Below are 26,127 nucleotides of genomic sequence, written 5' to 3'. Positions count from 1 at the left end.
TTGTGGGGGCAAAGGCTGGAAAACAGGCCTCCCGATTTCAGCACAAGAGGATGCGATGCAGGCCATATTGGAAGAACTGGCAGCCCGGCGCGAGAAGGCGCATCTGGGCGGCGGCACCAAGCGGATCGAGGCACAGCATGCCAAGGGCAAGCTGACCGCGCGCGAGCGCATTGACGTGCTGCTCGATCCGGGCAGCTTCGAAGAATATGACATGTATGTCGAGCATAACTGTGTCGATTTCGGCATGCAGGACACGGTGATCCCCGGCGACGGCGTGGTCACCGGATCGGGCACGGTCAACGGGCGCCTCGTCTTCGTGTTCAGCCAGGATTTCACCGTGTTCGGCGGCTCATTGTCCGAACGGCATGCGCAGAAAATCTGCAAGATCATGGACATGGCGATGAAGGTCGGCGCGCCGGTGATCGGCCTCAACGATTCCGGCGGCGCGCGCATCCAGGAAGGCGTGGCGTCGCTGGGCGGCTATGCCGAGGTGTTCCAGCGCAATGTGCTGGCATCGGGCGTGGTGCCGCAGCTTTCCGTCATCATGGGCCCGTGCGCGGGCGGCGCGGTCTATTCGCCTGCGATGACCGACTTCATCTTCATGGTGAAGGATTCGAGCTACATGTTCGTCACCGGCCCCGATGTGGTGAAGACGGTGACCAACGAGGTCGTCACGCAGGAAGAGCTGGGCGGTGCGGTGACGCATACCGCCAAGTCGGGTGTCGCCGATGTCGCTTTCGACAATGACATCGAGGCGCTGCTCGCCGCGCGCGACCTGATCGATTACCTGCCGCTGTCGAACCGCGAGGCATTGCCCGAGCGCCCGACCGCCGATCCCTGGGACCGGATCGAGAACAGCCTCGACACGCTGATCCCGGCCAATCCGAACATGCCCTATGACATGCACGAGCTGATCCGCAAGACGCTCGACGAGGGCGAGTTCTTCGAGATCCAGCCGACCCATGCGGGCAATATCATCACCGGCTTTGGCCGCATCGAGGGCCGCACCGTGGGCGTGGTCGCCAACCAGCCGATGGTGCTGGCCGGGTGCCTCGACATCAACTCGTCGAAAAAGGCCGCGCGTTTCGTGCGCTTCTGCGACTGCTTCGACATTCCGATCATCACCTTTGTCGACGTGCCCGGCTTCCTGCCCGGCGTGGCGCAGGAACACAGCGGCATCATCAAGCACGGCGCGAAGCTGCTCTTCGCCTATGCCGAGGCGACCGTGCCCAAGATCACCGTCATCACGCGCAAGGCCTATGGCGGCGCGTATGACGTGATGGCCTCAAAGCACCTGCGCGGCGACCTCAACTACGCCTGGCCCACCGCCGAAATCGCGGTGATGGGCGCCAAGGGCGCGGTCGAGATCATCTTCCGGGGCAAGACCGCAGACGAGATCGCCGAACGCACCAAGGAATATGAGGCGCGCTTCGCCAACCCGTTCGTGGCCGCATCCAAGGGCTTTATCGACGAGGTCATCATGCCGCATTCGACGCGGCGTCGGATCGCGCTGGGGCTGCGCAAACTGCGCAACAAGGCGCTGGAGAACCCCTGGAAGAAGCATGACAATATTCCGCTTTGACTAGGCTGATCAACTGAAATAGCCTCATGACATGGATACGAGCTCTCAGGCTAACTTGCCAGCGAATACCGCAATTGAAAATTCACGTCTGAAGGCGGTTTTCAATTTCTTTCAGCACATTGGTGAATCTGACACCGGCAAATTTGAGGTCGGAAAAGATTTTGCTCGGCCGTTTTCAGTAGAACGGTCAAATGTTGAAGAAATTGATCTTCATGTACGCAGGAGATTTGAAAAACATTCATTCTTAAACGTGGAGTTTACCGGAAATGTAAAGTTTGCAGATGCAAGTAATCGTAGATTTGATAACTTGGATGATTTATTGCAGGATAGCGCTAATGATAAGGCGCCTGAATATTTATCGTTGCAATGGAAGTCGTTCGAGTTGCTGGATGACGGTAAGCCCCGCCTGGCTAAGGTTTTTGTTATATTCGCTACAGAAAAGAGGAAGGAAAGCGGATCTGCGATATTCAGTAGTATTGGCGATCCAACTTTAGAATTAAGAGTTGAAGGCTCTAGTGATGTTTGGACCGCAGATACGTTTGAGGCGACCAAGCCTTTTTGCGAAAATTTGTGCTTAAAAGCTCCATTTAGTTGGTTAAGAATTTTTGGTGATAATAGTGTGATAATGATCAGTGTCTTGCTGACCTTAACATCCACCTTTGGATATGGACAAATTTGGTGGCGTCAGAGACAGTTGGCGAAAAAGGAAATTGAAATAGAAAAATTGCTGAGTCAATTTGATAATTTGCAGTCTAGCAGGCTACAAATGAGCAAATTGTACGAGGCGATACTGGATCGCCAACATTCTAGCAACATAGATTTTTCCATTGAGACATTTCCATTGTTGATTGCGTCAATGATTGGTGCTTTGTTTTTAGTGCCGCGCATTTTTTCTTATCTTTATCCAAGTTCTTACATTTTCATAGGCATTGCTGGTCGATCCAAGCAGAAATACATCAATATAATTAGATTTGTTGTTGTAAACGTACTGATACTCGGAATACTGTTGCCGGTAATCATGAAGTATGTGTTGGAATAGATATATGAAACTAGGCCGTCTCAACCATATCGGCGTCGCCACGCCCTCGATCGCGGATGCCATCGTGTTCTACCGCGATGTCATGGGCGCGACCAAGATTCACGAGCCGTTCGACCTGCCCGAGCAGGGGGTCAAGGTATGCTTTGTCGATACGCCGGGTGCGGACGGCGCGCTAAACGGGACGCAGATCGAGCTGATCGAGCCGCTGCCGGGCAATGCCTCGATTGCGTCGTTCCTCGAGAAGAACCCGAGCGGCGGGCAGCATCATGTCTGCTATGAGGTGCCCGATATCCACGTAGCCAAGGCGGAGTTCGAAGCCCTGGGCAAGCGCGTGCTCGGCGAGCCGCGCATTGGCGCGCACGGGACGCTGATCTTCTTCGTGCACCCCAGGGACATGGGCGGGGTGCTGACCGAGATCATGGAGACGCCGAAGGGCGAGGGGCATTGATATTGCTCCTCCCCCCTTGCGGGGGAGGATAGGGGAGGTTGCCGACCCAAGTCGGCTACCGGACCTTGGAGAGGGGGGGCTCACCCTCTCCCAGCTTCGACTAGGCGCTTTCAGCGCCAAGTCTTCGCAACCCTCTCCCGTCAAGGGAGAGGGAGGAATAACAGGAGAGAGTTGCAACCATGACCTACGAAACCATAAAGCTCGAGATCGCCGAACAGATTGCCACGATCACGCTCAACGTGCCTGAGCGGCTCAATGCTTGCTCGCTGCAGATGGCGGACGATATCAACGATGCGCTCGACCGGCTGGGCGATGCGCGCGCGCTCGTGATCACCGGCAAGGGCAAGGGTTTCTGTTCGGGGGCGGATCTTTCCGGCGGGCGCGACAGCTCGATCTCGGGCGGGCAGGGCAGCTACAAGGCGCTGACCCAGCATTACAACCCGATGCTGCTCAAGCTGCACCGGCTGCACATTCCGACGATCAGCGCGGTCAACGGGCCCGCAGCCGGCGTCGGCTGCTCAATCGGCCTGGCGCCCGATTTCGTCGTGGCGAGCGAGAAGGCCTATTTCCTGCAGGCGTTCGTCAATATCGGCCTGGTGCCCGATGGCGGTGCGAGCTGGATGCTCACCCGGCTGATCGGCAAGGCGCGCGCGACCGAAATGATGATGCTGGGCGAGAAGATCCCCGCCGCCAAGGCGCATGACTGGGGCATGGTCTACAAGGTAGTCGAGCATGACAGCCTGATGGACGAGGCGATGGCACTGGCGAAGCGGCTCGCCGCGATGCCGACGGTCGCGCTCGGTATCATGCGCAAGAACCTGGTCGAGGCGCTCGAATGCGATTTCCACACCGCGCTCGCCCGCGAGGCCGAAGGTCAGCGGCTGGCGGGCGATACCAATGATGCACGCGAAGGCGCCATCGCCTTCCTGCAGAAGCGCAAGCCGAACTTCACCGGCAGCTGATCCAACACACGGGAAGCAAGAGAATGACCGATACACCCACCACCGCAGACTGGCAGGCGCTGGCCGACAAGGAGGTCAAGGGCAAGGACCTGACCTGGCATACGCCCGAGGGCATTGCCGTCAAGCCGCTCTATACGGCGGAGGACGTATCGGTCGATCCCGGCCTTCCGGGCTTTGCGCCGTTCACGCGCGGGGTGCGCGCGAGCATGTATGCGGGCCGCCCCTGGACCATCCGGCAGTATGCAGGCTTCTCCACCGCCGAGGAATCGAACGCCTTCTATCGCCGTAACCTTGCCGCCGGGCAGAAGGGGCTATCGGTCGCGTTCGACCTCGCCACCCACCGCGGCTATGACAGCGATCATCCGCGCGTCACCGGCGATGTCGGCAAGGCGGGCGTGGCTATCGACACGGTCGAGGACATGAAGATCCTGTTCGACGGCATTCCGCTCGACCAGATGTCGGTCAGCATGACCATGAACGGCGCGGTGATCCCGATCCTCGCCTTCTTCATCGTCGCGGGCGAGGAGCAGGGGGTCGAGCGCAAGCTGCTCGATGGGACCATCCAGAACGACATCCTCAAGGAGTTCATGGTCCGCAATACGTACATCTACCCACCTGAGCCCTCGATGCGGATCATCTCGGACATTTTCGGCTATACCAGCCGCGAGATGCCCAAGTTCAACAGCATCTCGATCTCCGGCTATCACATGCAGGAAGCCGGTGCGACGCAGGTGCAGGAGCTCGCCTTCACCATCGCCGACGGCATGGAATATGTGAAATACGGCGTCGCCTCGGGCCTCGACATCGACAAGTTCGCCGGGCGGCTGTCGTTCTTCTTCGCCATCGGCATGAACTTCTTCATGGAAATCGCCAAGCTGCGCGCCGCGCGCGTGCTGTGGCACCGGGTGATGACCAGGCTCGGCGCGAAGGACGAGCGCTCGAAGATGCTGCGCACCCACTGCCAGACCAGCGGCGTGTCGCTGACCGAGCAGGACCCGTATAACAACGTCATCCGCACAACCATCGAGGCGATGGCCGCGATGCTGGGTGGCACGCAATCGCTGCACACCAATGCGCTCGACGAGGCGATCGCATTGCCCACCGATTTCTCGGCGCGCATCGCCCGCAACACGCAGATCGTCATCCAGGAAGAAACCGGGATGACCAAGGTCGTCGATCCGCTGGGCGGCAGCTATTATATCGAGAGCCTGACCCAGGAACTGGTCGACAAGGCCTGGGAGATCATCGAGCGCGTCGAGAGCGAAGGCGGCATGGCCAAGGCGGTCGCGGCGGGCTGGCCCAAGGCGATGATCGAGGAGGCCGCCGCCGGTCGCCAGGCACGTGTCGACCGCGGCGATGACGTGATCGTCGGGGTGAACAAATATCGCCTCGCCAATGAAGACCTGCTCGAAACGCTCGAGGTCGACAATGCGAAGGTGCGCGAAGGCCAGATTGCGCGGATTAACGCGGTCAAGGCCGCGCGCGACGAGGCTGCGTGCCAGGCCGCGCTCGATGCCCTGCGCGAAGGCGCCAAGGGCAAGGGCAATCTGCTCGAACTCGCGGTCGAGGCTGCACGCGCCCGCGCGACCTTGGGCGAGATCAGCCAGGCGATGGAGGACGTGTTCGGCCGCTATGCAACGCGCCCGACCCCGGTCAAGGGCGTCTACGCCGCGCCCTACGAGGACGACAGCCGCTGGGCGCAGGTGGTCGATGGCGTCAAGGCGGTCGAGCGCCGTCTGGGGCGCAAACCCAAGCTGCTCGTCGCCAAGATGGGCCAGGACGGGCATGATCGCGGCGCGAACGTGATCGCCTCGGCCTTTGGCGACATGGGCTTCGATGTCGTGTCCGGCCCGCTGTTCCAGACGCCGGAAGAGACGGTGGTGCTGGCGCTCGAGACCGGCGTCGATGTCGTCGGTGCATCCTCGCTTGCCGCCGGACACAAGACGCTGATCCCCGAACTGATCCGCGGCCTCAAGGAAGCCGGCCGCAACGACATCAAGGTGATCGCGGGCGGCGTCATCCCGCCGCAGGATTACGAGTATCTGCGCGATGCCGGGGTGCAGGGCATCTATGGCCCGGGATCGAATGTGGTCGAGTGTGCCGCCGATGTACTGCGGTTGCTCGGCCACAACATGCCGCCGCTGCAGGAAGCTGCGGAATGAGCGATGATTCGCCAACGGAAGGCGTCAGGCCGAGCGAGGGGGATCCCGAGCTGCTGCTCTACGATTTCCTCAAATATCTCGCGACGCTGGCGCTGCTCATCCTCGGCGCTGTCCTGTCGCTGTCCGGTTCCGACAGTAGCTTGTCCAGGCGCAACCTTGCGATCGTGATCTTCATCGTCGCAACGGCGGCCTTGATCGCCATTGTTGCCGCCGATCGGGTTGTCGTGCTGCGGATGAAGGGCAAGCCGGTCGACCGCACGGTGAGCTGGTCGCGTGGCGCCTGCATGTGGTTACTGACGCTCGGGACGGGAGCATTCCTGTCCAATTGGGTCAATGCGTTCGAATGAAATGGAAGAATTGATGATGACAGCCCGTACCGACTGGACCCGCGAGGAAATCACCGCGCTGTTCGATCTGCCCTTCAACGATCTGATGTTCGAGGCGCAGAGCGTGCACCGCGCGAATTTCCCGCGCAACGAGGTGCAGCTCTCCACCCTCTTGTCGATCAAGACCGGCGGTTGCCCCGAGGATTGCGGCTATTGCAGCCAGTCCAAGGATGCCGATAGCGGCGTCAAGGCGACCAAGCTGATGGACGTGCAGGCGGTGCTGCAGGCAGCCGCCCAAGCCAAGGATCACGGATCGGGCCGCTTCTGCATGGGCGCCGCCTGGCGCAACCCCAAGGACAAGGACATTCCCAAGCTCGCCGCGATGATCAAGGGCGTGCGCGAGATGGGCATGGAAACCTGCATGACGCTGGGCATGCTGACCCCGTCGCAGGCACGCGCGCTCGCCGATGCGGGCCTCGATTATTACAACCACAATATCGATACCGCGCCCGAGAACTACCCCAATGTCATCACCACCCGGACCTTCGAGGACCGGATGGAGACGCTGGAAAACGTCCGCTCGGCGGGCATCAACGTGTGCTGCGGCGGCATTGTCGGCATGGGCGAGACTCGGGCGGACCGCATCGGCTTCATCCACGCGCTCGCCACCATGCCGCACCCGGAAAGCGTGCCGATCAACGCGCTGGTCCCGGTCAAGGGCACGGTACTGGGCGACATGCTCGCCGATACGCCACTCGCCAAGATCGACGAGATCGAGTTCGTCCGCACCGTCGCGGTGGCTCGCATCACCATGCCGTATTCGATGGTCCGCCTGAGCGCGGGCCGCGAGAGCATGTCGGAAAGCTGCCAGGCCCTGTGCTTCATGGCGGGGGCGAACAGCATCTTCACCGGCGACAAGCTGCTCACCGCGCCCAATGCCGGCGACGACAAGGATGCGGCGCTGCTCGGGAAGCTGGGCCTGAAGGCGATGGCCGCGCAGCCGCACGGGCATCTGGAGGCGGCGGAGTAACGGCCGCATGATCCGCCCGCTCGCCACCCTGATCGGTATCGCCCTGGCCTGCGCTGCGCCCGTCGCCGCGCAGCCGGTGCCGATCAGCATTGGCGAGACGCACACGATCGCGTCGAAGCCGCTGGGTCAGGATCGGGTGGTCAACGTCTATCTGCCAGCGGATTATGCGACATCGGGCAAGAGCTATCCGGTGCTGTATCTGATCGATGGCGGGCTGGATCAGGATTTCCTCCACGTCACCGGCACCACCGCGCTCGGCGCACTCTGGGCGCGGTCGCAGCCGGTGATCGTTATCGGCATCGCGACGCAGGACCGCCGGCGCGAGCTGACCGGGCTGACCCAGGATCCCGAACTGCTCAAGCGCTATCCCACGGCAGGCCATTCCGCCGAATTTCGCGCCTTCATCCGCGACGAGGTCATGCCAATGGTGGCATCGCGCTATCGGACCAATGGCGAGAGCGGCGTGATCGGGGAATCGCTCGCCGGGCTGTTCATCGTCGAGACCTTCCTGGCCGAGCCCGATCTGTTCGATCATTATGCGACGATCAGCCCCAGCCTGTGGTGGGACAGGGCCAGGCTCGTTCAGGCTGCGGCTGGGCTTCTCAAGACACCGATGCTCAAGCCGCATCGCCTGTATCTGACCATCGCCGACGAGGGCGGCGAGATGCAGGCAGCCACCGACAATCTGGTCAAGGCGCTGGCCGCCAACCCGCGCGAAGGCCGCACCTGGTGCTACGCACCGCACCAGCAGCTGACCCATGCCACGATCTACCACAGCGTCTCGCCCGAGGCGCTGCAGTATCTTTTCCCAACTCCGGTCGAGCAAGACCCGCAAAGTGGATTTGACATAGCATGCCAATCACCAAGATCCTGATCGCCAACCGGGGCGAGATCGCCTGCCGCGTTATCCGCACCGCCCGCAAGATGGGCATCAAGACGGTGGCCGTCTATTCGGACGCCGATGCGCGCAGCCCGCATGTCGAGATGGCGGACGAGGCCGTGCATATCGGCCCGTCGCCCGCTGCGCAGTCGTACCTGCTGGCCGACAGGATCATCGAGGCGTGCAAGGCGACCGGCGCGGATGCGGTCCATCCCGGCTATGGCTTCCTGTCCGAACGGACCAGCTTTGCCGAGGCGCTGAAGGCCGCCGGCATCACCTTTATCGGCCCGCCGCCGAACGCGATTGCAGCCATGGGCGACAAGATCGAGTCCAAGAAGCTCGCCAAGCAGGCGGGCGTGAATGTCGTCCCCGGCTTTGTCGGCGAGATCGAGGATACCGAGCACGCGGTGCGCATTGCCAGCGAGATCGGCTATCCGGTGATGATGAAGGCTTCGGCCGGCGGCGGCGGCAAGGGCATGCGCCTGGCCTATAGCGAACAGGATGTCCGCGAAGGCTTCGAGGCGACCAAGCGCGAGGGGCTGAACAGCTTCGGCGATGACCGCGTGTTCATCGAGAAGTTCATCGAACAGCCGCGCCATATCGAGATCCAGGTGCTGGGCGACCAGCACGGCAATATTGTCTATCTCGGCGAGCGCGAATGCTCGATCCAGCGTCGCCACCAGAAGGTGGTGGAAGAAGCGCCATCGCCCTTTGTCAGCCCCGAGATGCGCAAGAAGATGGGCGAGCAGGCGGTCGCGCTGGCGCGCGCGGTGGGCTATTACAGCGCGGGCACGGTCGAACTGATCGTCTCGGGCGCGGACACCACCGGCGACAGCTTCTACTTCCTCGAGATGAACACCCGGCTTCAGGTCGAGCATCCGGTCACCGAACTGGTTACGGGGGTCGATCTGGTCGAACAGATGATCCGCGTCGCCAATGGCGAGCCGCTCGCCTTCACCCAGGACGATATCAAGCTGACCGGCTGGGCGGTGGAAAACCGCGTCTATGCCGAAGATCCCTATCGCGGCTTCCTGCCGTCGATCGGCCGTCTGGTGCGCTACAACCCGCCCAAGCAGAAAAAGGGCGTGCGCGTCGACGATGGCGTGGAAGAGGGCGGCGAGGTCTCGATCCATTACGACCCGATGATCGCCAAGCTGATCACCCATGGCGAAACGCGTCTCGACGCGATCGACCGGCAGATCACCGCGATCGACCGGTTCGAGATCGAGGGACCGGGCCATAATCTCGATTTCGTCTCGGCGCTGATGCAGCACGAGCGCTTCCGTTCGGGCAATATCACTACAGGTTTCATCGCCGAAGAATATCCCGATGGATTCCACGGCGCCCCGGCCTCGCCTGAGCTGCTGCGGCGTCTGGCAGCAATGGCTGCGTTCATCGCGACCGCAGAGGCCGATCGTGCGTTGCGCGTCTCGGATCAGCTCGGCAACCGCCTGGCCCCGCCGTCGGAATGGCGCGTCCGCAAGGGCGATATTGCGATGGAGGTCTCGGTCAGTGAGGACGCGATCGTCGTCGATGGCGAGGTGGTCGATCTGTCGATGGGCTATACCCCCGGCGACCGGCTCGCGGTGGCCGATTTCGGCGACGAGGAAGAGAGCGACGAGCTGGCGGTCAAGGTGCAGCGCACCCGCACCGGCTTTGCGCTCACCGCGCGCGGTGCGACGCACAGCTTCGAGGTGCTGCCGGCGCATGTCGCCGCGCACGCCCGGCACATGATCGAGAAGGTTCCGCCCGACCTGTCGCGCTTCCTGCTCTGCCCGATGCCCGGGCTGCTGGTGAAGCTGCACGTGGCCGAAGGCGACAAGGTCCAGCCCGGCCAGCCGCTCGCGATCGTCGAGGCGATGAAGATGGAGAACATTCTTCGCGCCGAAAAGGCGGCGACCGTCAAGACGATCAGCGCGGCGGAAGGCGACAGCCTGGCGGTCGATGCGGTCATTCTGGAGCTGGAATGATGATCCTGCTGAGTGCCCTGGCCATGGCGGCGACACCGACGCAACGCATCGAGATCATGCCCGAACTGATTGCCGATCTGCCGCGCCAGCAGATCAGCATCGTGGGGCATGATGACAGCGTCCAGCGCTGCGAGGGCGTGCCGTTGACCGGCGTGCTCGCCAAGGCGGGCCTGCCGGCGGTGTCCAAGCTGCACGGCAAGGATCTGCGCAAGGTTGTCGTCGCGCATGCGCGCGATGGCTATGCGGTGGCATTCTCGCTCGGCGAGCTCGACGAAACGCTGGGCAACGCCCGGGTGGTGCTGGTCGACAAGTGCAATTACGAGCCGCTTGGTCAGGAAGACGGGCCGTTCCGCCTGGCGCTTCCGGGCGATCAGCGCGGCGCGCGCATGGTTCGCCAGTTGATTGCGCTGGAAATCCTCTCCATAGACTGACGCCCTAGGGACTGGATGGGGAGAGTGCTGGATGGCCGCAACGGCTGCAGCAGACGGGCAGGATTTTGACGCTAGCCGCGATCGGCTGGTGATTGTCGCATCCTCGCTCGGCACGGTTTTCGAATGGTATGACTTCTTCGTCTACGGGATCCTGGCGACGCTGATCGGCCAGCTGTTCTTCCCGTCGGACAATCCCACCGCCGCCACGCTCGCCTCGCTGGCGATCTTTGGCGCGGGCTTTGGTGTGCGACCGCTGGGCGCGGTGCTGTTCGGTTATCTCGGCGACAAGGTGGGGCGCAAGTACACCTTCCTTGTCACCATCTCGCTGATGGGCGGCGCGACTGCCTCAATCGGTCTGCTGCCGACCTTTGCCACCGCAGGCGTCTGGGCCGCGGCACTGCTGCTGGTGCTGCGATGCCTGCAGGGCCTGGCGCTGGGCGGCGAATATGGCGGCGCGGCGATCTATGTCGCGGAACATGCCCCGCCGGGCAAGCGCGGCCAATATACCAGCTGGATCCAGGCCTCGGTGGCGGGCGGCTTCCTGCTCGCGGTGATCTGCGTACTGGCCACGCGCAAGCTGATGACGCCCGAGGATTTCAACGCCTGGGGCTGGCGCGTGCCGTTCCTGATCTCGATCCTGCTGCTCGCGATCTCGCTCTATATCCGCATGAAGCTGTCCGAGAGCCCGGTCTTCCAGGCGATGAAGGCCGCCGGATCGACCTCCAAGAACCCGTTCATGGACAGCCTGCGCTATCCCGGCAACATCAAGCGGGTGATGGTGGCGCTGTTCGGCGTCGCCGCCGGCCTGACGGTGATCTATTACACCTCGCAGTTCGGCACGCTCTATTTCCTCACCGGCACCGCGCGCGTCGCCGAAGAGGATGCGCTGCTCTACATGGCCGCCGGCGCCACGCTGGCTGCGCCGCTCTACGTATTCTTTGGCTGGCTGTCCGACCGGGTCGGGCGCAAGCGTCTGCTGCTGATCGGCTATGGGTTGACCGTGGTGCTGCTCTTCCCGCTGTTCCACCTGATGGCGCAGGCGGCGAACCCCGCGCTCGAGCAGGCGACCAAGACCTCGCCGGTCACGCTCGCCATGCCCGAATGCGCGTTCAATGCGCTGCAGCGCACGCAGACCACCGAGTGCGGCAAGGCGCTCAATTTCCTCAGCAAGCGCGGCATCAGCTACACCAAGGTCGATGGTGATGCCGTGGCGCTGAGCGTCGGCGGCACGGTCGTGCGCGGCTATGACGAAAAGGCCTATGTCGCCGCGCTGGAAAAGGCGGGCTATCCCGACAAGTCCGATCCGGCCTCGCGCCAGCCCTTGCTGATCATCCTCTCGGTCGCGCTGATGGTGGCGCTGTCGGCGATGACCTATGGCCAGGTCGCGGCGATCATGGTCGAGCTGTTCCCCGCCAAGATCCGTTATACCTCGATGTCGATCCCCTATCATATCGGCACCGGCTATTTCGGCGGCTTCCTGCCCTATATCTCGCAATATATCGTGGCGCGCACCGGCGATGCCTATTCGGGGCTGTGGTACACGATCGCGGTCGTGGTGATGGCGTTCACCGTGTCGCTGATCTGGCTGCCGGAAACCTCGGGGCAGGACGATATTGGCTGAGGCCGCTCAACTGTCGGCGAACATGCGGCTGGTGCTCGATGGCGGGGCGCTGGTCGCCAATTGGCGCGCGCTCGACCGGCTGAGCGGCAGCGCGAGTGCGGGCGCGGCGGTCAAGGCCGATGGTTATGGCCTCGGCGCGGCCGAGGTCGTGCGGCGGCTGTCGGTGGCTGGATGTCGCGATTTCTTCGTCGCGCATTGGGGTGAGGCACAGGCATTGGCCGGAAGGGTCGATCCGGCGCGGCTCGCCGTTCTGCACGGCATCGCGCCGGGCGAGCAGGCCGCGGCGCGTGTCGGGTTTGCGGTGCCGGTGCTCAACAGCGCCGAGCAGATCGCCCGCTGGCGCGAGGCGGGCGGCGGGCGCTGCCATGTGATGATCGATACCGGCATGAGCCGTCTGGGTCTCGACTGGCGCGAGAATATCGCGGGCCTGTGTGCCGGGCTCGATGTCGATCTGTGCATGAGCCATCTTGCCTCGGCAGACGAGGACAGCGCACAGAATGCCGCGCAGCTCCAGCGCTTCGAGACGGTACGCCAGAGCGTGCAGGCCGCGCGCTACAGCTTCGCCAACAGCGCCGGAATCGCGTTGGGCAGAGACTATCATTTCGACTGCACGCGGCCAGGGCTGGCGCTCTATGGCGGCGTGCCGTGCGACGCGCTGGCCGAGCCGATCCGCCCGGTGATGCGGCTGGAGACCAGGATCCTGCAGGTGCGCAATGTCCGCGCGGGCGACAGCATCGGCTATGGCGCGACCTTTGTCGCCGAGCACGACATGCGCATCGCGACGCTGGCGCTCGGCTATGCCGATGGTTTCAAGCGGGCCTTGTCGTCGATCGGCGCGTTCCGGCACGGCGATGCACGCCTGCCGATCCTGGGCCGCGTATCGATGGACCTGACGTGTATTGATCTCGCCGCCGCGCCCAACCTCGGCGAAGGCGACTGGATCGCCGCCGATCTCGTCCTGCCCGAAGTTCAGGCGGTGACGGGCATCAGCCAGTATGAATGGCTCACCCAGATCGGCCGACGGTTCGACCGGATCTGGGTGGATTGAGCGCCTGGACCATATCGCTCGTCATTGCCGCGAACGCGGGAATCCCGCTTGCTTGCAGCGGTAATGCAAAAGCGGGACCCCCGCCTTCGCGGGGGTGACGGGCAGCTTAGCGCTCCACCGTCAGCGCGATGCCCATGCCGCCGCCAATGCACAACGTCGCCAGGCCCTTTTTCGCGTCGCGACGGCCCATCTCGTAAAGCAGCGTGGTCAGCACGCGCGCGCCGCTGGCGCCGATGGGGTGACCGATGGCGATCGCGCCGCCATTGACGTTTACCTTGTCCGGGTCCCAGCCCATTTCCTGCGTCACCGACAGCGCCTGCGCCGCGAACGCCTCGTTCGATTCGATCAGATCGAGATCCTCGACCTTCCAGCCCGCCTTGGCGAGCGCGCGGCGGCTCGCGGAAACGGGGCCGATTCCCATGATCGACGGATCGACGCCCATCGACGCCCAGCTCGCGATGCGCGCCAGCGGGGTGAGGCCGCGCTTCGCCGCGTCTTCCTCGCGCATCAGAACCAGAGCCGCCGCGCCGTCGTTGAGACCCGAGGCATTGGCTGCGGTGACGGTGCCGTCCTTCTTGAACGCGGGCTTCAGGCCAGCGACGCTGTCATAGGTCGCACCGGCGCGGATATACTCGTCCTGATCGACGATCGTATCGCCCTTGCGGCCCTTGATCGTCACCGGTGCGATCTCGTCGGCAAAGCGGCCCTCGGCACGCGCGGCTTCGGCGAGATTCTGCGAACGGACGGCAAAGCGGTCCTGCGCCTCGCGGCTGATCTGGTATTTCTCGGCCAGGTTCTCGGCGGTGATGCCCATGTGATACTGGTTGAACACGTCGGTCAGCCCGTCATAGACCATCGTGTCGACAAGCTTCATGTCGCCCATCTTCTGGCCCGAACGCAGCATCTGCGCGTGCGGCGACATCGACATGTTCTCCTGTCCGCCCGCGATCACGACATCGGCATCGCCATTGGCGATCGACTGGAAGCCGAGCGCAACGGCGCGCAGGCCCGATCCGCAGACCTGGTTGACGCCATAGGCGGGGACTTCCTTGGGCACGCCCGCGTTGAGCGAGGCCTGGCGCGCCGGGTTCTGGCCCTGGGCGGCGGTGAGCACCTGGCCCAGGATCACTTCGGACACCTCGTCAGGCGACAGGCCCGATTGCGCCAGCGCCGCCTCGATCGCTATGCGGCCGAGCTCGTGTGCAGGCGTTGCGGCATAGGCGCCGAGAAAACTGCCGACCGGCGTGCGCTTGGCGGCGGTAATGACGATGCTCGACATGATGGGCGTTCTCCAATGGCTGGGGAGGAAGGATCGTGTTCGTTATGTAGAAGCTTCGTGTGACAATATCCACCGCCTGAGCATCGGCCAGAGCGTGGTCGGCGCGCTGCCGCCGATGACCATGCCGACATGGCCCGATGCCAGCACCTCGCGGCCCGGCACGTCCGGCGAACAGGCGAGCGGCACGATGGCATCGCTGGCCGAGGCGAATTCCATGATCGGCCCGCGCACGGCATCGGGTCCGATGCGAATGCCGTCGACGATCCAATCGCCGCTGCCGCTGCGGTCGTCGCGATAGAGCTGCTCGAACAGCTGCGCGCCGAGCGCGAAGGGCAGGGGCTCGCCGCCATTGGCCCAGTCCTCCACCGCAACGAAACGCCGCGCGCTGGCGCTGTCTTCGGGCATCGCGCCGAACTTGAGATATTTCTCCATCAGCTTGGCCGGCGAGAGCGTCCAGAAGCCGTGCTGCATCACCTCCATCGGCACCAGCCCCATCGCCTCGCAGGCCGGGCCGTGATGCTGCCACATCGCGGTCAGCTCCTCGCGCCGCTTGGCCGGATAGCCGCTGAAATGCCAAGGCGTTGCGATCAGGGTCAGGCTGCGCACCGGGAAATGGCATGCCACCGCCATGGCGATCATGCCGCCGAGGCAATAGCCGACCAGATGCACCGGGCGGCCGATCGCCTGCAGCATCGGCAGCAGCAGCCGGGTGGCGAGATGATCGAGATCGTGATCGCGATGCGCGGGCGCGGTCGTGCCCCAGTCGACTAGCGCCGACGAGAGGCCCTCGCGGCCGAGCCATCCCATCAGCGAGCAATCGGCATCCATGTCGAGCACGTGCGGCGCGTTGATGGGCGAGGGTACGAACACGATCTGCGGGGATGCTGCGCTCTGTTCGAGCGTTAACCCTGCTGCACTGCGCAACATGGCCTTTCCGTGCTGCAGCATGACTGTCCCAGGCTGGCGCAGAAAGCTGCGATCTGCGCGTCCGTAAAGGTCAAGCGCCTGCAAAAGCTGGATCAGGCGCGGGGGATCATCAGCGAGCTGCTGGCGGGCCAGTGCCAGGAAAAGTGGTAAAGGGCGGGGTGCATGTTGCAGTGCACTATGCTGCGGTGCTACAGTCCCATGGGATTGAACGGGAGATGCACGCATGGCCAAGTCTGGCACCTCGGATTCGGATGATGTCATCATCATCAAAAAATACGCCAACCGTCGTCTCTACAACACCCGGTCGTCGAGCTATATCACGCTGGACTACCTTGCCAAGCTGACCCGCGAAGGCAAGGATTTCCAGGTCGTCGATGCCAAGACCGGCGACGACATCACCCATAACATCCTGACCCAGATCATCATGGAAGAGGAATCGAGCGGCCAGCAGATGCTGCCCGTCGGCTTCCTGCGCGAGCTGATCTCGATGTACGGCAATTCGATGCAGTCGATGATCCCACAATATCTCGAAGCCTCGATGGAGGCCTTTCGCAAGAACCAAGAGAAGTTCCAGAGCGCGATGGAAGGCAGCATCAAGAACAGCCCGTTCGCGCAGCTCGCGCGGCAGAATCTGGCGATGTTCGAAGCGGCATCCAGCGCCTTCACCCCGCGCAAGGACAAGCCGGCCAGCCCGGCCCAGCCAGCTGCCGCAGCCTCGTCCGATGACGAAATCGCCGCGCTCAAGGCCCAGCTTTCGGCCATGCAGCGCAAGATCGACGATCTTGTCGACAAGAAATAACCGTTAGGCCGCCTGGAACGGAAACAGGCAATTGCCTGTTGGCTCGGCAGAGCCTAGGCACGCGGGCCTATCTTGATTGCAGGACTGAAATTCACGTGAGCCAGAAGAACGCACTGCCCGTCACCCGGCAGGAAGATTTTGCCGCCTGGTATCAGGCTGTCATCCAGGAAGCCGATCTCGCCGAGGAATCGGGGGTACGCGGCTGCATGATCATGCGCCCCTGGGGCTATGGCATCTGGGAACGCATCCAAATGCTGCTCGACCGCAAAATCAAGGAATCGGGCCACGAGAACTGCTATTTCCCGCTGTTCATCCCCTTGAGCTATTTCGCCAAGGAGGCCGAGCATGTCGAAGGCTTTGCCAAGGAAATGGCGGTCGTCACCCACCATCGGCTGAAGATGGAGGACGGCGCGCTGGTCGTCGATCCCGAGGCGAAGCTGGAAGAGCCGCTGGTCGTGCGCCCCACCTCGGAAACGGTGATCGGCACCGCCTTCTCGCGCTGGCTGCAGAGCTGGCGCGACCTGCCGATCATGGTCAACCAATGGGCCAATGTCGTGCGCTGGGAAATGCGCACCCGCATGTTCCTGCGCACCTCGGAATTCCTCTGGCAGGAAGGCCATACCGCGCACGAGAACGAAACGGACGCGATGAGCGAGACGCTGACGATCCTGCAGATGTACCGCGATTTTGCACAGGGCCCGCTCGCCATGCCGGTGATCGCAGGCGAGAAGCCCGAGAATGAGCGTTTTCCCGGTGCGGTCGCGACCTACTCGATCGAGGCGATGATGCAGGACGGCAAGGCGCTGCAGGCCGGCACCTCGCACTATCTCGGCCAGAATTTCGCGCATGCGCAGAACATCCGCTTCCAGGATCGCGAGGGGCAGTTCCAGTTCGCGCACACCACCAGCTGGGGTGTATCGACGCGTCTGGTCGGCGGGGTGATCATGACGCATGGTGACGACGATGGCCTGAAGGTTCCGCCGCAGATCGCGCCGCACCAGATCGTGATCGTTCCGATGCTGCGCGAGACGCCCGAGGACGAGGCACTGCTCGCCTATTGCACCAAGATCCGCAACGCGTTGATCGATGCCTCGGCGTTCGGCGAGCCGCTGCGCGTGCTGATCGACAAGAAGCCCGGCAAGGCCGGTCCCAAGCGCTGGGGCTGGGTCAAGAAGGGCGCACCGATCATCCTCGAGATCGGTGGCCGCGATGCCGCGGGCGAACAGGTGACGATGCTGCGCCGCGACTCGCTCTATGGCGAGGACGGCAAGCTCGCCAACCAGGCGATGCACTGGGAATCGTTCGTCGGCCAGGCCCCGGCGCTGCTCGACCAGATCCAGACGCTGATGTTCTGCTCGGCCAAGGCGCGGCTCGATGCCGAAATCCGCGAGGACGTGACCGATCTCGAAGGCCTGAAGGCGCATTTCGAGGGCAGCAAGCACCCCGGCTGGGTCGCGGTGGACTGGTGCCGCCCGACCGGCGAGGCGCTGGACAAGGTGGTCGAGCAGCTGAAGGCGCTGAAGCTCACCATCCGCAACACGCCCGAGGGTTCGTCGCCAAAGGGTGCGACCTGCTTCTTCACCGGCGGTGCCGCGGTCGAGCGCGTTCTGCTCGCCCGGGCCTATTGAGCCCGGAGTGGCGGGCGCTCGCTCAGGCAAGGGAAAGCCGGATCGCGCCGCGGCGGGCATGCCCAGTCGTGACGAGATCCTGAAATTCCTCGGCGAGAGCCAGGACGCGGCGGGCAAGCGCGAGATCGCCAAGCATTTCCGGCTCAAGGGCGCGGAGAAGATCGCGCTCAAGGCGCTGCTCAAGGACATGGCCGATGAAGGCCTGATCGACAGCGACAAGGGCAGGGCCTTCCACAAGATGGGCGGCCTGCCCAAGGTCACCGTGCTCAAGGTGATCGAGGCCGACGGACGAGATCTGATCGCGATACCGGACAATTGGCAGGCCGAAGGCGTGCCGATGCCGCGCGTGCGCCTGTCCGAACGCGGGCGCTCTGCGCTCGCTGTCGGCGACCGGGTGCTCGCGCGCACTGAAGAGGCGGGCAGCGGCTATCGCGCCTTCGTGATGAAGAAGCTTCAGCGCGCGAGCGAGCAGCTGCTCGGCGTGGTCGAGAAGGGTGAGGGGCGCAAGCTGTGGCTCAAGCCCGTCGACAAGCGCATCCGCCGCATGGTGCCGATCTCCGATCCGTGCAACGCCGAGCCGGGCCAGCTGGTGCTCGCAGAGCAGCACGGCCAGCGCGACCGGATCAGCGCGAAGGTCACCGAGGTCTTGGGCGAACCCTTCGCGCCGCGCTCGTTCAGCCTGATCGCGATCCATAAATACGGCATTCCGCACGACTTTCCGTCCGATGCCATCGACGAGGCCGAGCGAGCGGCGAAGCTGCCGCTGTCCGCCGACCACCGCGAGGACCTGCGCCATATCCCGATCGTCGCGATCGATCCGGTCGACGCGCGCGATCATGACGATGCGATCTGGGCGACCCCCGACGACGACCCGGCTAATGCGGGCGGCTATCGCGCGATCGTCGCGATTGCCGATGTCAGCTATTATGTCCGCCCCGGCGGCGCGATCGACCGCGCGGCGCGCAAGCGCGGCAACAGCGTCTATTTCCCCGACCGCGTCGTGCCGATGCTGCCCGAGATACTGTCGGCGGACATGTGTTCGCTGAAAGCCGGGCAGGACCGCGCCGCGATGGTGTGCCACCTCGTCATCGACGCATCGGGGAAGCTCAGGAACTGGCGCTTCACCCGCGCGCTGGTGCGGCTGGCGGCCAATATCGCCTATGAGGACGCGCAGGCGGCGATCGATGGGGCGAAGCCGCACGATCTGCAGGACACCGTTCTCAAGCCGCTCTGGGCGTGCTGGAAGCTGCTGTTCATGGCGCGCGAGGCGCGCGAGCCGCTCGATCTCGACCTGCCCGAACGGCGGATCGTGCTCGACGAGGCCGGGCGCATCGTCAGCGTTGCCGTCCGCGAACGCCTCGATGCGCACCGGCTGGTCGAGGATTTCATGATCGCCGCCAATGTCGCGGCAGCCAAGGCGCTCGAGGCGAAAAAGGCGCCGGTGGTCTACCGCGTCCACGAACCGCCTTCGCGCGAAAAGCTGGTCGCGCTCAAGGACTATCTCGCGACGTTCGATATCAGCTTCGCGCTGGGCCAGGTCGTGCGACCCGCCACCTTCAACGGCATCCTGGCCAGGGTCACCGACGATACGGTCAAGCCTCTGGTGATGGAACAGGTGCTGCGCAGCCAGACCCAGGCCTATTACGGCCCGCGCAACATGGGCCATTTCGGGCTGTCGCTCGCCTCCTACGGCCATTTCACCAGCCCGATCCGTCGCTATGCCGATCTGCTGCTGCACCGCGCGCTGGTCGACGCGCACGGTCTCGAGCAGCCGCCCGCGCCGAAGCTCGATCTGCCGCCGATCACCGGCCTGGCCGAGCACGATGCCGCCTCGCTCGACCGGATCTGCGAGCTGATCAGCGGGTTCGAGCGCCGCGCGATGGAGGCCGAGCGCGAGACGGTGGACCGGTATGTCGCCGCGTTTCTCGCCACCAAGGTTGGCGAGATTCACAAGGTCCGCATCACCGGCGTGCAGAGCTTCGGCTTTTTCGCGACGATCGAGGAATTCGGCGGCGACGGGCTGGTGCCCGTGTCGACCCTGGGCGCGGAGCGCTTCTGGTATGACGAGGCGTCGCAGACATTGACCGGCGAAAGCAGCGGCGAGCGCTATGCGGTGGGGCAGCGGCTCGAACTGCGTCTGGCCGAGGCTGATCCGGTGACCGGGGCGATCAAGTTCGAACTGCCCGAGGGCGGCAATTACATGCCCGGCCCGCCGCCACGCAGCAAGGGCCCCGGCAACCGCCCTGGCGGTCGCCCGCCGATCAAGCGGCGCGGCCGTCCCGCCAATATTCGTCATCAGAGCCGCTGAGGCGGATCAGGACATCCGGTCGATTTCCTCGTCGGAAAGTCCGCCAGGCACGATGGTGACGGGGCAGGGAAGGGCACCGGCATCGGCTCCGGCGAAATGGGTGATCAAGGGCCCCGGCGCGCCGGTGGCGGCAGCGCCCAGCACCAGCATGGCAAGGTCCGGGCAACTGGCCATGTAATTGCGGATTTCCTTGGTGGCATCGCCCATCCGCACAGTGATCATCGGGCGCTGTCCCATGTCTTCGAACAGGGTGCCGGCGGCATCGGTGACCAGGGCCTCGGCGCGGCTGCGCGCCTCGTCCTCGATGGTCGCCTGCACGCCGCCCCAGGCAACGAAATCCTGCTTGGGCACGAGCGCCAGGATATGCACCTGACCGCCGGTATGCTGTGCGCGGCGGGAGGCAAAGCGTAGCGCCGTCAGCGCCTCGCTCGTCTCATCCATGATGACCAGATATACCCGCATTTTTTGCTGCCCCGTTTGCTGCGCGGCAGACTGCGCCAAAATGATAGGTGTGGCAAGGGTCTGCCCCCTTGACCCTACGGCTTGAAGCGTCGAGAACGGCGCCGGTCACTGAATCGGGGGAAAGACACCCAATGCCTATCAATCTGAAAATGCCCGCCCTCTCGCCGACGATGGAGGAAGGCACCCTCGCCAAATGGCTGGTCAAGGAAGGCGACACCGTTGCTTCCGGCGACCTGCTGGCCGAGATCGAGACCGACAAGGCAACCATGGAATTCGAAGCGGTGGACGAAGGCGTGGTCGCCAAGATCCTGATCCCCGCCGGAACTGACAATGTGAAGGTGGGCGAGGTGATCGCGATCATCGCTGCCGAGGGCGAGGATGTGGGCGATGCGCCCGCTGCCGCTGCTCCGGCGCCGGCGGCGGCACCCGAACCGGCTCCGGCTGCCGAGGCCAAGGCCGCTCCGGCACCTGCGCCCGCTCCTGCCCCCGCTGCAGCATCGTCGAGCGACGACCGCATCAAGGCGAGCCCGCTTGCCAAGCGCATCGCCGCCGCCAAGGGCCTCGATCTTGCGACGATCAAGGGCACCGGCCCCGGCGGCCGTATCGTCAAGGCCGATGTCGAGGACGCCAAGCCCGGCCAGGCGAGCGCCGCAGCACCCCAGGCTGCGGCTGCGCCCGCTGCTGCCCCAACGCCAGCCCCCGCGGCAGCGGCTGCGCCGTTCACCACCGACATTCCGCACGAGGCGAGCAAGCTCTCGAACATGCGCAAGACGATTGCGCGCCGCCTGACCGAAGCGAAGCAGACGATCCCGCACATCTATCTCACCGTCGATGTGCAGCTCGACAAGCTGCTCAAGCTTCGCGCCGAGCTCAACAAGGCGCTCGAGGCGCAGGGCGTGAAGCTCTCGGTCAACGACCTGCTGATCAAGGCGCTCGCCAAGAGCCTGATCCAGGTGCCCAAGTGCAACGTCACCTTCGCGGGCGACCAGCTGATCAGCTACCAGCGCGCCGACATTTCGGTGGCGGTCAGCACGCCAGCGGGCCTGATCACCCCGATCATCGTCGGGGCCGAAACCAAGGCGGCGGGCGCGATCTCGACCGAGATGAAGGAACTGGCGAACCGCGCCAAGGACGGCAAGCTGCAGCCGCACGAATATCAGGGCGGTACCGCCAGCCTGTCGAACATGGGCATGTTCGGCATCAAGCATTTCGAGGCAGTCATCAACCCGCCCCAGGGCATGATCATGGCGATCGGCGCGGGTGAAAAGCGTCCGTATATCGTCGATGACGCGCTCGGCATCGCCACGGTGATGAGCGCCACCGGCAGCTTCGACCACCGCGCCATCGACGGCGCCGACGGCGCGCAGCTGATGGCGGCGTTCAAGGACCTGTGCGAGAACCCCCTGGGGATGCTGGCTTGAGTTGAGCCGGGCCAGGGGCTGACCTTATAGCCCCTCTCCCATTACGGGAGAGGGGCATTGATGCGGGTGCTGCGATTCTATGACCATCCTCACCTTCCTCTTCCGCCGCTTGCTGCTGCCCACCTGCATCGCCACGCTGGCGAGCCGGTTCGTGTTCACGCTGTTCCAGGAGGGATCGGCGGACCTTAGCGATATGTTCGTCGGCACCGAGGACGCCTATTACACCTTCATCATGGTATTCGCCGTGCTGCTGTGCATGACCGGTGTCGCCTATGCGCTTGATCGCAGCCGCGCGCCGACCTGGCTGCGCCTGCCGCTGCTCATCGGCGTTGCTGCGGAGAGCGGGTTTCTGCTCGTGCTGTTCTTGACCGAGGTGGTCGCCTATGCCGAACTGGCTTACGCGCCGGCCGTCGCGGCGGGCATCGTCTGGATGCTGTGCAATCTCGACCTGATGAAGCGCAGCGCCAAATTGTCTTCCTCCCCCTCCGATGGCCCGCCTGCGGGCGTATCGACCCATTAAGACCGGAAAGAAAGAGACCGCTCATGGCTGAAAGTTTCGACCTCATCGTGCTGGGCTCGGGCCCTGGCGGATATGTTTCCGCGATCCGCGCGGCGCAGCTGGGTCTCAAGACCGCGATCGTCGAGCGCGAGCGGCTGGGCGGCATCTGCCTCAACTGGGGCTGCATTCCGACCAAGGCGCTGCTGCGCACCTCGGAAATCTTCCATTACATGAGCCATGCCGGCAATTACGGGCTGACCGCCGAAAAGGTCGGCTTCGAGCTCGAGAAGATCGTCGCGCGCAGCCGCGCGGTCTCGGGACAGCTCAATGCGGGCGTCAAAGGCCTGATGAAGAAGAACAAGATCACCGTGGTCGAAGGCACCGGCAAGCTGACCGGTAAGGGCAAGATGACCGTGACCCAGGGCGACCAGGTGCGCGAGCTGGAGGCCAAGGAGATCATTGTCGCCACCGGCGCGCGCGCGCGCGACCTTCCGTTCGCCAAGGCGGATGGCAAGAAGATCTGGACCTATCGTCACGCGATGACCCCGACCGAAATGCCGAGCAAGTTGCTGGTGATCGGATCGGGCGCGATCGGCGTCGAGTTTGCCAGCTTCTACAGCGACATGGGCGCGGAAGTGACCATCGTCGAAATGCTCGACCGCATCCTGCCGGTCGAGGATGCCGATGTCAGCGCGTTCATGGAAAAGGCGCTCAAGAAGCAGGGCATGACCATCTTGACCGGCGCGGGCGTCGAGGCGCTGACCAGCGACGGAAAGGGCGTGAAGGCGAAGATCAAGACCAAGGACGGTAAGAGCGAGGAGCACAGCTTCAGCCACGCCATCGTCGCGATCGGCATCGTGCCCAATGCCGAGGATATCGGCCTTGAAGCGCTGGGCGTGAAGACCGAACGCGGCCATATCGTCGTCGATGGCTTCGGCCAGACCAACGTTCCGGGCATCCGCGCGATCGGCGATGTCACCGGCCCGCCCTGGCTGGCGCATAAGGCGAGCCATGAGGGCATCATCGCGGTCGAGCATATCGCGGGCAAGAACCCCCATCCGTTCGAGACCTGGAACATTCCGGGCTGCACCTATTCGCGCCCGCAGGTGGCCAGTGTCGGCCTCACCGAAGCCAAGGCCAAGGAGGCCGGGCACGAGGTCAAGGTCGGCAACTTCCCGTTCATCGGCAACGGCAAGGCGATCGCGCTGGGCGAAGCCGAGGGCTTCATCAAGACCGTGTTCGACGCCAAGACCGGCGAGCTGCTCGGCGCGCACATGATCGGCGCGGAAGTCACCGAGCTGATCCAGGGCTATGTGATCGCGCGCCAGCTCGAGACGACCGAGGAAGACCTGATCCACACCGTCTTCGCGCACCCGACGCTGAGCGAGATGATGCACGAAGGCGTGCTGAGCGCCTATGGTCGGGCGCTGCATTTCTGATCGGGGACGGGGCGGCGCGAACCGCCCCGTTTCGCATCAGGCGGCGATTTCCTCGTACAATGCCGCTTCCTTGCCGATCAGGATGTCGGCGAGGAACCAATAGGCCTCGCCCCAGGCTGCCAGCACCTCGTCGGTCGCGCCTTCACCGATGACGTCGCGGATGGCGGGCAACAGCGCTTCGGCGACATAGGGGTAATGCTCGGCTTTCACGCCGCACTCGACATGCCGCGCGACCATGCGCTGGACGACGGGGGTGAGGTTCTGCAACTTGTCGACATTCTCGGCATAGCCGAGGATCGCAGCGGCAAGGCGCCGCGGCTGCTCGCCCGATTCCTGTGCGGCCTGATCGAACATCTGCTTTACCTCCTCGTTGACGAAAAGGCGCTCGTACATGCGGCTGGTGATCGCGAGCCCATGCTGCTTGAGCAGTGGGGCGGTGCTCTTGACGATGGCGATGGTGTTCTGGGTAAGCGGCTCGGCCATCATGATCCTCCCGGAAAGATGCGTTATGGATGCATCTATACGCGCGCCGAGAAATGATGCAATGAATATGCATGTATTTTGAGGTGAACTGAGATGCGGCTGACTGCGCATACCGATTATGCCCTGCGCATCCTGCTCCACGCGGCGCTGGTGGATCGCGACGGTGGTGGCCTGCTGTCGATTGCCGAGGTCGCGGCGGGTCATGGCATTTCGCGGAACAATGCGATGAAGGTCGTCAACCAACTGGCCCAGGCCGGGCTGCTGGCGACGGTGCGGGGCAGATCAGGCGGCTTCCGGCTCGGTCGAGCGGCAGAGGACATTACCTTGGGCGAGGTCGTCCGGCTCACAGAACCATGCATCCAGCTCGCCGATTGTGACGGCTGCATCCTGCAGAGCCATTGCGGGCTGACGGGCATGCTGCACCAGGCCGCACAAGCATTTCTCAGGACGCTTGACGGCCAGACGCTGGCGATAGCGGCGCGGACCTCGCGCTTGCCGCAGCGCGTTCTAGCTGCTGAGTGAGCACCAGGGTGGAGGCGCACCCCGCTGGCGACCTATGCCATTATTCCGGATAAACTGCTGCGATAAAACGATAAAATGTGAAGCTGTGCGCCATTTGCTGCTGCGGGTATCATTGGCGGGCAGCAAAATAAAAACCAAGAAAAACCATTTATAACATCGAGTGTCCATTTTTATGGACAACTGGTTATGCACAATGTTATAAACAGGCTGTCACGGGTTGTGGCTGGGAGGCTATCCGTCTCCTAATAGGACATCTGTGTCATGGGTACGGCTATTTTTACGGTGATCTTCGCCGGCGTGGTAATATTTGCAGTGCTCACGGTGTGGCAATCGGTTGCCCCTGCTACCGAGCGCATCGCGGCGCTGGCCAATTACGCCCGCCATAATGATGGCCATGATTGGGCCCATGTCTCCTACAGGCCTCGTCCGGTTTTCGTGCCCAACCCGGCACCGGAATTTCCGCTCCCGTCAACCGCAAGCACGCCGGTCGCTCAGGTCTCGATCCCCAAATGGCAGTCGTGGTGCAGGACAGGCTATGTGGCGCCCGCTTCGGTCGCTGCAAAGTGGAAACCCAATCCTCTGCTGAAGACTGGTGCCCGATGCCAGAGCTCTTGGGCTCCGAGGCCTGAAGGTAAGCTGTGCGACATTTTCCCGGACAGCCATTCCAGGGTTGCGGAAACTTCCGATTATGCGTCCCTGGTGTCGCCTCCGCCGCATCTGTCGATCGGCTTTCTGGCGGCGCGATCGGCTGCTCCACGCGGGCTGGGGGCGGGGCAGCGGCTGCTGGCCTGAGCCTGGCCGATGGTCACGGTGACACCGACCCGGTGCCCGTGCTCCCGGCCAAGCGCCACCGTCTCCCCG

At 63.7% G+C, this 26,127-nt stretch carries 24 protein-coding genes; 20 read left to right on the top strand and 4 right to left on the bottom strand.

Annotated elements, in window-relative coordinates:
- The first annotated feature begins 55 nt into the window (after window positions 1-55).
- The 12 genes from AX735_RS12540 to alr all read left to right on the top strand — a co-directional run bounded on the left by AX735_RS12540 (window position 56) and on the right by alr (window position 13,499).
- The gene (locus tag AX735_RS12540; protein WP_066280595.1) at window positions 56-1,582 is read left to right on the top strand and encodes an acyl-CoA carboxylase subunit beta; all 1,527 of its coding nucleotides are present in this window, start codon (window positions 56-58) and stop codon (window positions 1,580-1,582) included.
- Window positions 1,583-1,613: 31 nt separating this feature from the next.
- Window positions 1,614-2,621, top strand: a complete 1,008-nt coding sequence (locus AX735_RS25175; protein ID WP_156447495.1) for a hypothetical protein — start codon at window positions 1,614-1,616, stop codon at window positions 2,619-2,621.
- Window positions 2,622-2,625: 4 nt separating this feature from the next.
- Window positions 2,626-3,069, top strand: coding sequence for a methylmalonyl-CoA epimerase (gene mce / locus AX735_RS12530; protein WP_066280590.1), 444 nt, complete (start codon window positions 2,626-2,628; stop codon window positions 3,067-3,069).
- Window positions 3,070-3,248: 179 nt separating this feature from the next.
- Window positions 3,249-4,031, top strand: a complete 783-nt coding sequence (locus tag AX735_RS12525; protein ID WP_066280587.1) for an enoyl-CoA hydratase-related protein — start codon at window positions 3,249-3,251, stop codon at window positions 4,029-4,031.
- Between the two features lie 23 nt (window positions 4,032-4,054).
- Window positions 4,055-6,193, top strand: a complete 2,139-nt coding sequence (gene scpA, locus AX735_RS12520) for a methylmalonyl-CoA mutase (protein WP_066280584.1) — start codon at window positions 4,055-4,057, stop codon at window positions 6,191-6,193.
- Window positions 6,190-6,540, top strand: coding sequence for a hypothetical protein (locus tag AX735_RS12515; RefSeq protein WP_066280582.1), 351 nt, complete (start codon window positions 6,190-6,192; stop codon window positions 6,538-6,540). Before scpA ends, AX735_RS12515 begins: the two co-directional genes overlap by 4 nt.
- 13 nt (window positions 6,541-6,553) lie before the next feature.
- Window positions 6,554-7,549 (top strand): biotin synthase BioB, encoded by a 996-nt coding sequence (gene bioB, locus AX735_RS12510; RefSeq protein WP_231750102.1) that lies wholly within the window; start codon window positions 6,554-6,556, stop codon window positions 7,547-7,549.
- A gap of 7 nt (window positions 7,550-7,556) precedes the next feature.
- Window positions 7,557-8,423 (top strand): alpha/beta hydrolase, encoded by an 867-nt coding sequence (locus tag AX735_RS12505; RefSeq protein WP_066280578.1) that lies wholly within the window; start codon window positions 7,557-7,559, stop codon window positions 8,421-8,423.
- Window positions 8,402-10,399, top strand: coding sequence for an acetyl-CoA carboxylase biotin carboxylase subunit (locus AX735_RS12500; protein ID WP_066280575.1), 1,998 nt, complete (start codon window positions 8,402-8,404; stop codon window positions 10,397-10,399). The genes AX735_RS12505 and AX735_RS12500 overlap by 22 nt, the downstream gene beginning before the upstream one ends.
- Window positions 10,396-10,830 (top strand): hypothetical protein, encoded by a 435-nt coding sequence (locus AX735_RS12495; RefSeq protein WP_066280573.1) that lies wholly within the window; start codon window positions 10,396-10,398, stop codon window positions 10,828-10,830. The genes AX735_RS12500 and AX735_RS12495 overlap by 4 nt, the downstream gene beginning before the upstream one ends.
- Before the next feature lie 31 nt (window positions 10,831-10,861).
- A complete protein-coding gene (locus AX735_RS12490; protein WP_066280571.1) occupies window positions 10,862-12,451 on the top strand; it encodes an MFS transporter in 1,590 nt (529 codons plus the stop codon).
- A 22-nt stretch (window positions 12,452-12,473) separates the two neighbouring features.
- Window positions 12,474-13,499 carry an alanine racemase gene (gene alr / locus AX735_RS12485; RefSeq protein ID WP_066280627.1) on the top strand — a complete coding sequence of 342 codons (1,026 nt, stop codon included), beginning with the start codon at window positions 12,474-12,476 and terminating at the stop codon, window positions 13,497-13,499.
- A gap of 106 nt (window positions 13,500-13,605) precedes the next feature.
- Here the strand turns inward: alr and AX735_RS12480 are convergent, their stop codons facing one another.
- Complete coding sequence (locus AX735_RS12480) at window positions 13,606-14,778, bottom strand: acetyl-CoA C-acetyltransferase (protein ID WP_066280569.1); 1,173 nt, start codon at window positions 14,776-14,778, stop codon at window positions 13,606-13,608.
- A gap of 42 nt (window positions 14,779-14,820) precedes the next feature.
- Window positions 14,821-15,705 carry an alpha/beta fold hydrolase gene (locus tag AX735_RS12475; protein WP_066280566.1) on the bottom strand — a complete coding sequence of 295 codons (885 nt, stop codon included), beginning with the start codon at window positions 15,703-15,705 and terminating at the stop codon, window positions 14,821-14,823.
- 223 nt (window positions 15,706-15,928) lie between these two features.
- Here AX735_RS12475 and phaR point away from each other — a divergent pair, with 223 nt between their 5' ends.
- From phaR to rnr, 3 genes are all read left to right on the top strand, one after another.
- Window positions 15,929-16,504: a polyhydroxyalkanoate synthesis repressor PhaR gene (phaR, locus tag AX735_RS12470; protein WP_066280563.1), complete on the top strand. Its 576-nt coding sequence runs from the start codon at window positions 15,929-15,931 to the stop codon at window positions 16,502-16,504.
- Between the two features lie 95 nt (window positions 16,505-16,599).
- Complete coding sequence (gene proS / locus AX735_RS12465) at window positions 16,600-18,132, top strand: proline--tRNA ligase (protein WP_066280560.1); 1,533 nt, start codon at window positions 16,600-16,602, stop codon at window positions 18,130-18,132.
- A gap of 58 nt (window positions 18,133-18,190) precedes the next feature.
- Complete coding sequence (rnr, locus tag AX735_RS12460; RefSeq protein WP_082751071.1) at window positions 18,191-20,440, top strand: ribonuclease R; 2,250 nt, start codon at window positions 18,191-18,193, stop codon at window positions 20,438-20,440.
- Between the two features lie 6 nt (window positions 20,441-20,446).
- Here the strand turns inward: rnr and AX735_RS12455 are convergent, their stop codons facing one another.
- Complete coding sequence (locus AX735_RS12455; RefSeq protein WP_023838999.1) at window positions 20,447-20,902, bottom strand: universal stress protein; 456 nt, start codon at window positions 20,900-20,902, stop codon at window positions 20,447-20,449.
- Window positions 20,903-21,033: 131 nt separating this feature from the next.
- Here AX735_RS12455 and AX735_RS12450 point away from each other — a divergent pair, with 131 nt between their 5' ends.
- From AX735_RS12450 to lpdA, 3 genes are all read left to right on the top strand, one after another.
- Window positions 21,034-22,323, top strand: coding sequence for a pyruvate dehydrogenase complex dihydrolipoamide acetyltransferase (locus AX735_RS12450; RefSeq protein ID WP_066280558.1), 1,290 nt, complete (start codon window positions 21,034-21,036; stop codon window positions 22,321-22,323).
- 79 nt (window positions 22,324-22,402) lie between these two features.
- Complete coding sequence (locus tag AX735_RS12445) at window positions 22,403-22,843, top strand: hypothetical protein (RefSeq protein WP_066280555.1); 441 nt, start codon at window positions 22,403-22,405, stop codon at window positions 22,841-22,843.
- A gap of 23 nt (window positions 22,844-22,866) precedes the next feature.
- The gene (gene lpdA / locus AX735_RS12440) at window positions 22,867-24,261 is read left to right on the top strand and encodes a dihydrolipoyl dehydrogenase (protein ID WP_066280552.1); all 1,395 of its coding nucleotides are present in this window, start codon (window positions 22,867-22,869) and stop codon (window positions 24,259-24,261) included.
- A gap of 36 nt (window positions 24,262-24,297) precedes the next feature.
- On the opposite strand, the gene AX735_RS12435 is transcribed toward lpdA, so the two are convergent.
- Window positions 24,298-24,744: a globin domain-containing protein gene (locus AX735_RS12435; RefSeq protein ID WP_066280624.1), complete on the bottom strand. Its 447-nt coding sequence runs from the start codon at window positions 24,742-24,744 to the stop codon at window positions 24,298-24,300.
- A 93-nt stretch (window positions 24,745-24,837) separates the two neighbouring features.
- Here AX735_RS12435 and AX735_RS12430 point away from each other — a divergent pair, with 93 nt between their 5' ends.
- Together AX735_RS12430 and AX735_RS25170 are read left to right on the top strand one after the other, a co-directional pair.
- Complete coding sequence (locus tag AX735_RS12430) at window positions 24,838-25,266, top strand: Rrf2 family transcriptional regulator (protein ID WP_066280549.1); 429 nt, start codon at window positions 24,838-24,840, stop codon at window positions 25,264-25,266.
- Between the two features lie 261 nt (window positions 25,267-25,527).
- Window positions 25,528-26,058, top strand: a complete 531-nt coding sequence (locus AX735_RS25170; RefSeq protein ID WP_137775512.1) for a hypothetical protein — start codon at window positions 25,528-25,530, stop codon at window positions 26,056-26,058.
- Window positions 26,059-26,127 lie beyond the last annotated feature (69 nt).

This window comes from Blastomonas sp. CCH1-A6, assembly GCF_001556365.1.
GTDB lineage: Bacteria > Pseudomonadota > Alphaproteobacteria > Sphingomonadales > Sphingomonadaceae > Blastomonas > Blastomonas ursincola.
Note: the sequence above shows the minus strand (reverse complement) of the source record. Positions and strands in the feature narration are given on the sequence as shown.

Bases quoted from the DNA above. Each gene is read 5' to 3' on its own strand.
- AX735_RS12540 (WP_066280595.1), top strand. From the start codon at position 56: ATGCAGGCCATATTGGAAGAACTGGCAGCCCGGCGCGAGAAGGCGCAT.
- AX735_RS25175 (WP_156447495.1), top strand. From the start codon at position 1,614: ATGGATACGAGCTCTCAGGCTAACTTGCCAGCGAATACCGCAATTGAA.
- mce (WP_066280590.1), top strand. From the start codon at position 2,626: ATGAAACTAGGCCGTCTCAACCATATCGGCGTCGCCACGCCCTCGATC.
- AX735_RS12525 (WP_066280587.1), top strand. From the start codon at position 3,249: ATGACCTACGAAACCATAAAGCTCGAGATCGCCGAACAGATTGCCACG.
- scpA (WP_066280584.1), top strand. From the start codon at position 4,055: ATGACCGATACACCCACCACCGCAGACTGGCAGGCGCTGGCCGACAAG.
- AX735_RS12515 (WP_066280582.1), top strand. From the start codon at position 6,190: ATGAGCGATGATTCGCCAACGGAAGGCGTCAGGCCGAGCGAGGGGGAT.
- bioB (WP_231750102.1), top strand. From the start codon at position 6,554: ATGATGACAGCCCGTACCGACTGGACCCGCGAGGAAATCACCGCGCTG.
- AX735_RS12505 (WP_066280578.1), top strand. From the start codon at position 7,557: ATGATCCGCCCGCTCGCCACCCTGATCGGTATCGCCCTGGCCTGCGCT.
- AX735_RS12500 (WP_066280575.1), top strand. From the start codon at position 8,402: ATGCCAATCACCAAGATCCTGATCGCCAACCGGGGCGAGATCGCCTGC.
- AX735_RS12495 (WP_066280573.1), top strand. From the start codon at position 10,396: ATGATGATCCTGCTGAGTGCCCTGGCCATGGCGGCGACACCGACGCAA.
- AX735_RS12490 (WP_066280571.1), top strand. From the start codon at position 10,862: ATGGCCGCAACGGCTGCAGCAGACGGGCAGGATTTTGACGCTAGCCGC.
- alr (WP_066280627.1), top strand. From the start codon at position 12,474: ATGCGGCTGGTGCTCGATGGCGGGGCGCTGGTCGCCAATTGGCGCGCG.
- AX735_RS12480 (WP_066280569.1), bottom strand. From the start codon at position 14,778: ATGTCGAGCATCGTCATTACCGCCGCCAAGCGCACGCCGGTCGGCAGT.
- AX735_RS12475 (WP_066280566.1), bottom strand. From the start codon at position 15,705: ATGTTGCGCAGTGCAGCAGGGTTAACGCTCGAACAGAGCGCAGCATCC.
- phaR (WP_066280563.1), top strand. From the start codon at position 15,929: ATGGCCAAGTCTGGCACCTCGGATTCGGATGATGTCATCATCATCAAA.
- rnr (WP_082751071.1), top strand. From the start codon at position 18,191: ATGCCCAGTCGTGACGAGATCCTGAAATTCCTCGGCGAGAGCCAGGAC.
- AX735_RS12455 (WP_023838999.1), bottom strand. From the start codon at position 20,902: ATGCGGGTATATCTGGTCATCATGGATGAGACGAGCGAGGCGCTGACG.
- AX735_RS12450 (WP_066280558.1), top strand. From the start codon at position 21,034: ATGCCTATCAATCTGAAAATGCCCGCCCTCTCGCCGACGATGGAGGAA.
- AX735_RS12445 (WP_066280555.1), top strand. From the start codon at position 22,403: ATGACCATCCTCACCTTCCTCTTCCGCCGCTTGCTGCTGCCCACCTGC.
- lpdA (WP_066280552.1), top strand. From the start codon at position 22,867: ATGGCTGAAAGTTTCGACCTCATCGTGCTGGGCTCGGGCCCTGGCGGA.
- AX735_RS12435 (WP_066280624.1), bottom strand. From the start codon at position 24,744: ATGGCCGAGCCGCTTACCCAGAACACCATCGCCATCGTCAAGAGCACC.
- AX735_RS12430 (WP_066280549.1), top strand. From the start codon at position 24,838: ATGCGGCTGACTGCGCATACCGATTATGCCCTGCGCATCCTGCTCCAC.
- AX735_RS25170 (WP_137775512.1), top strand. From the start codon at position 25,528: ATGGGTACGGCTATTTTTACGGTGATCTTCGCCGGCGTGGTAATATTT.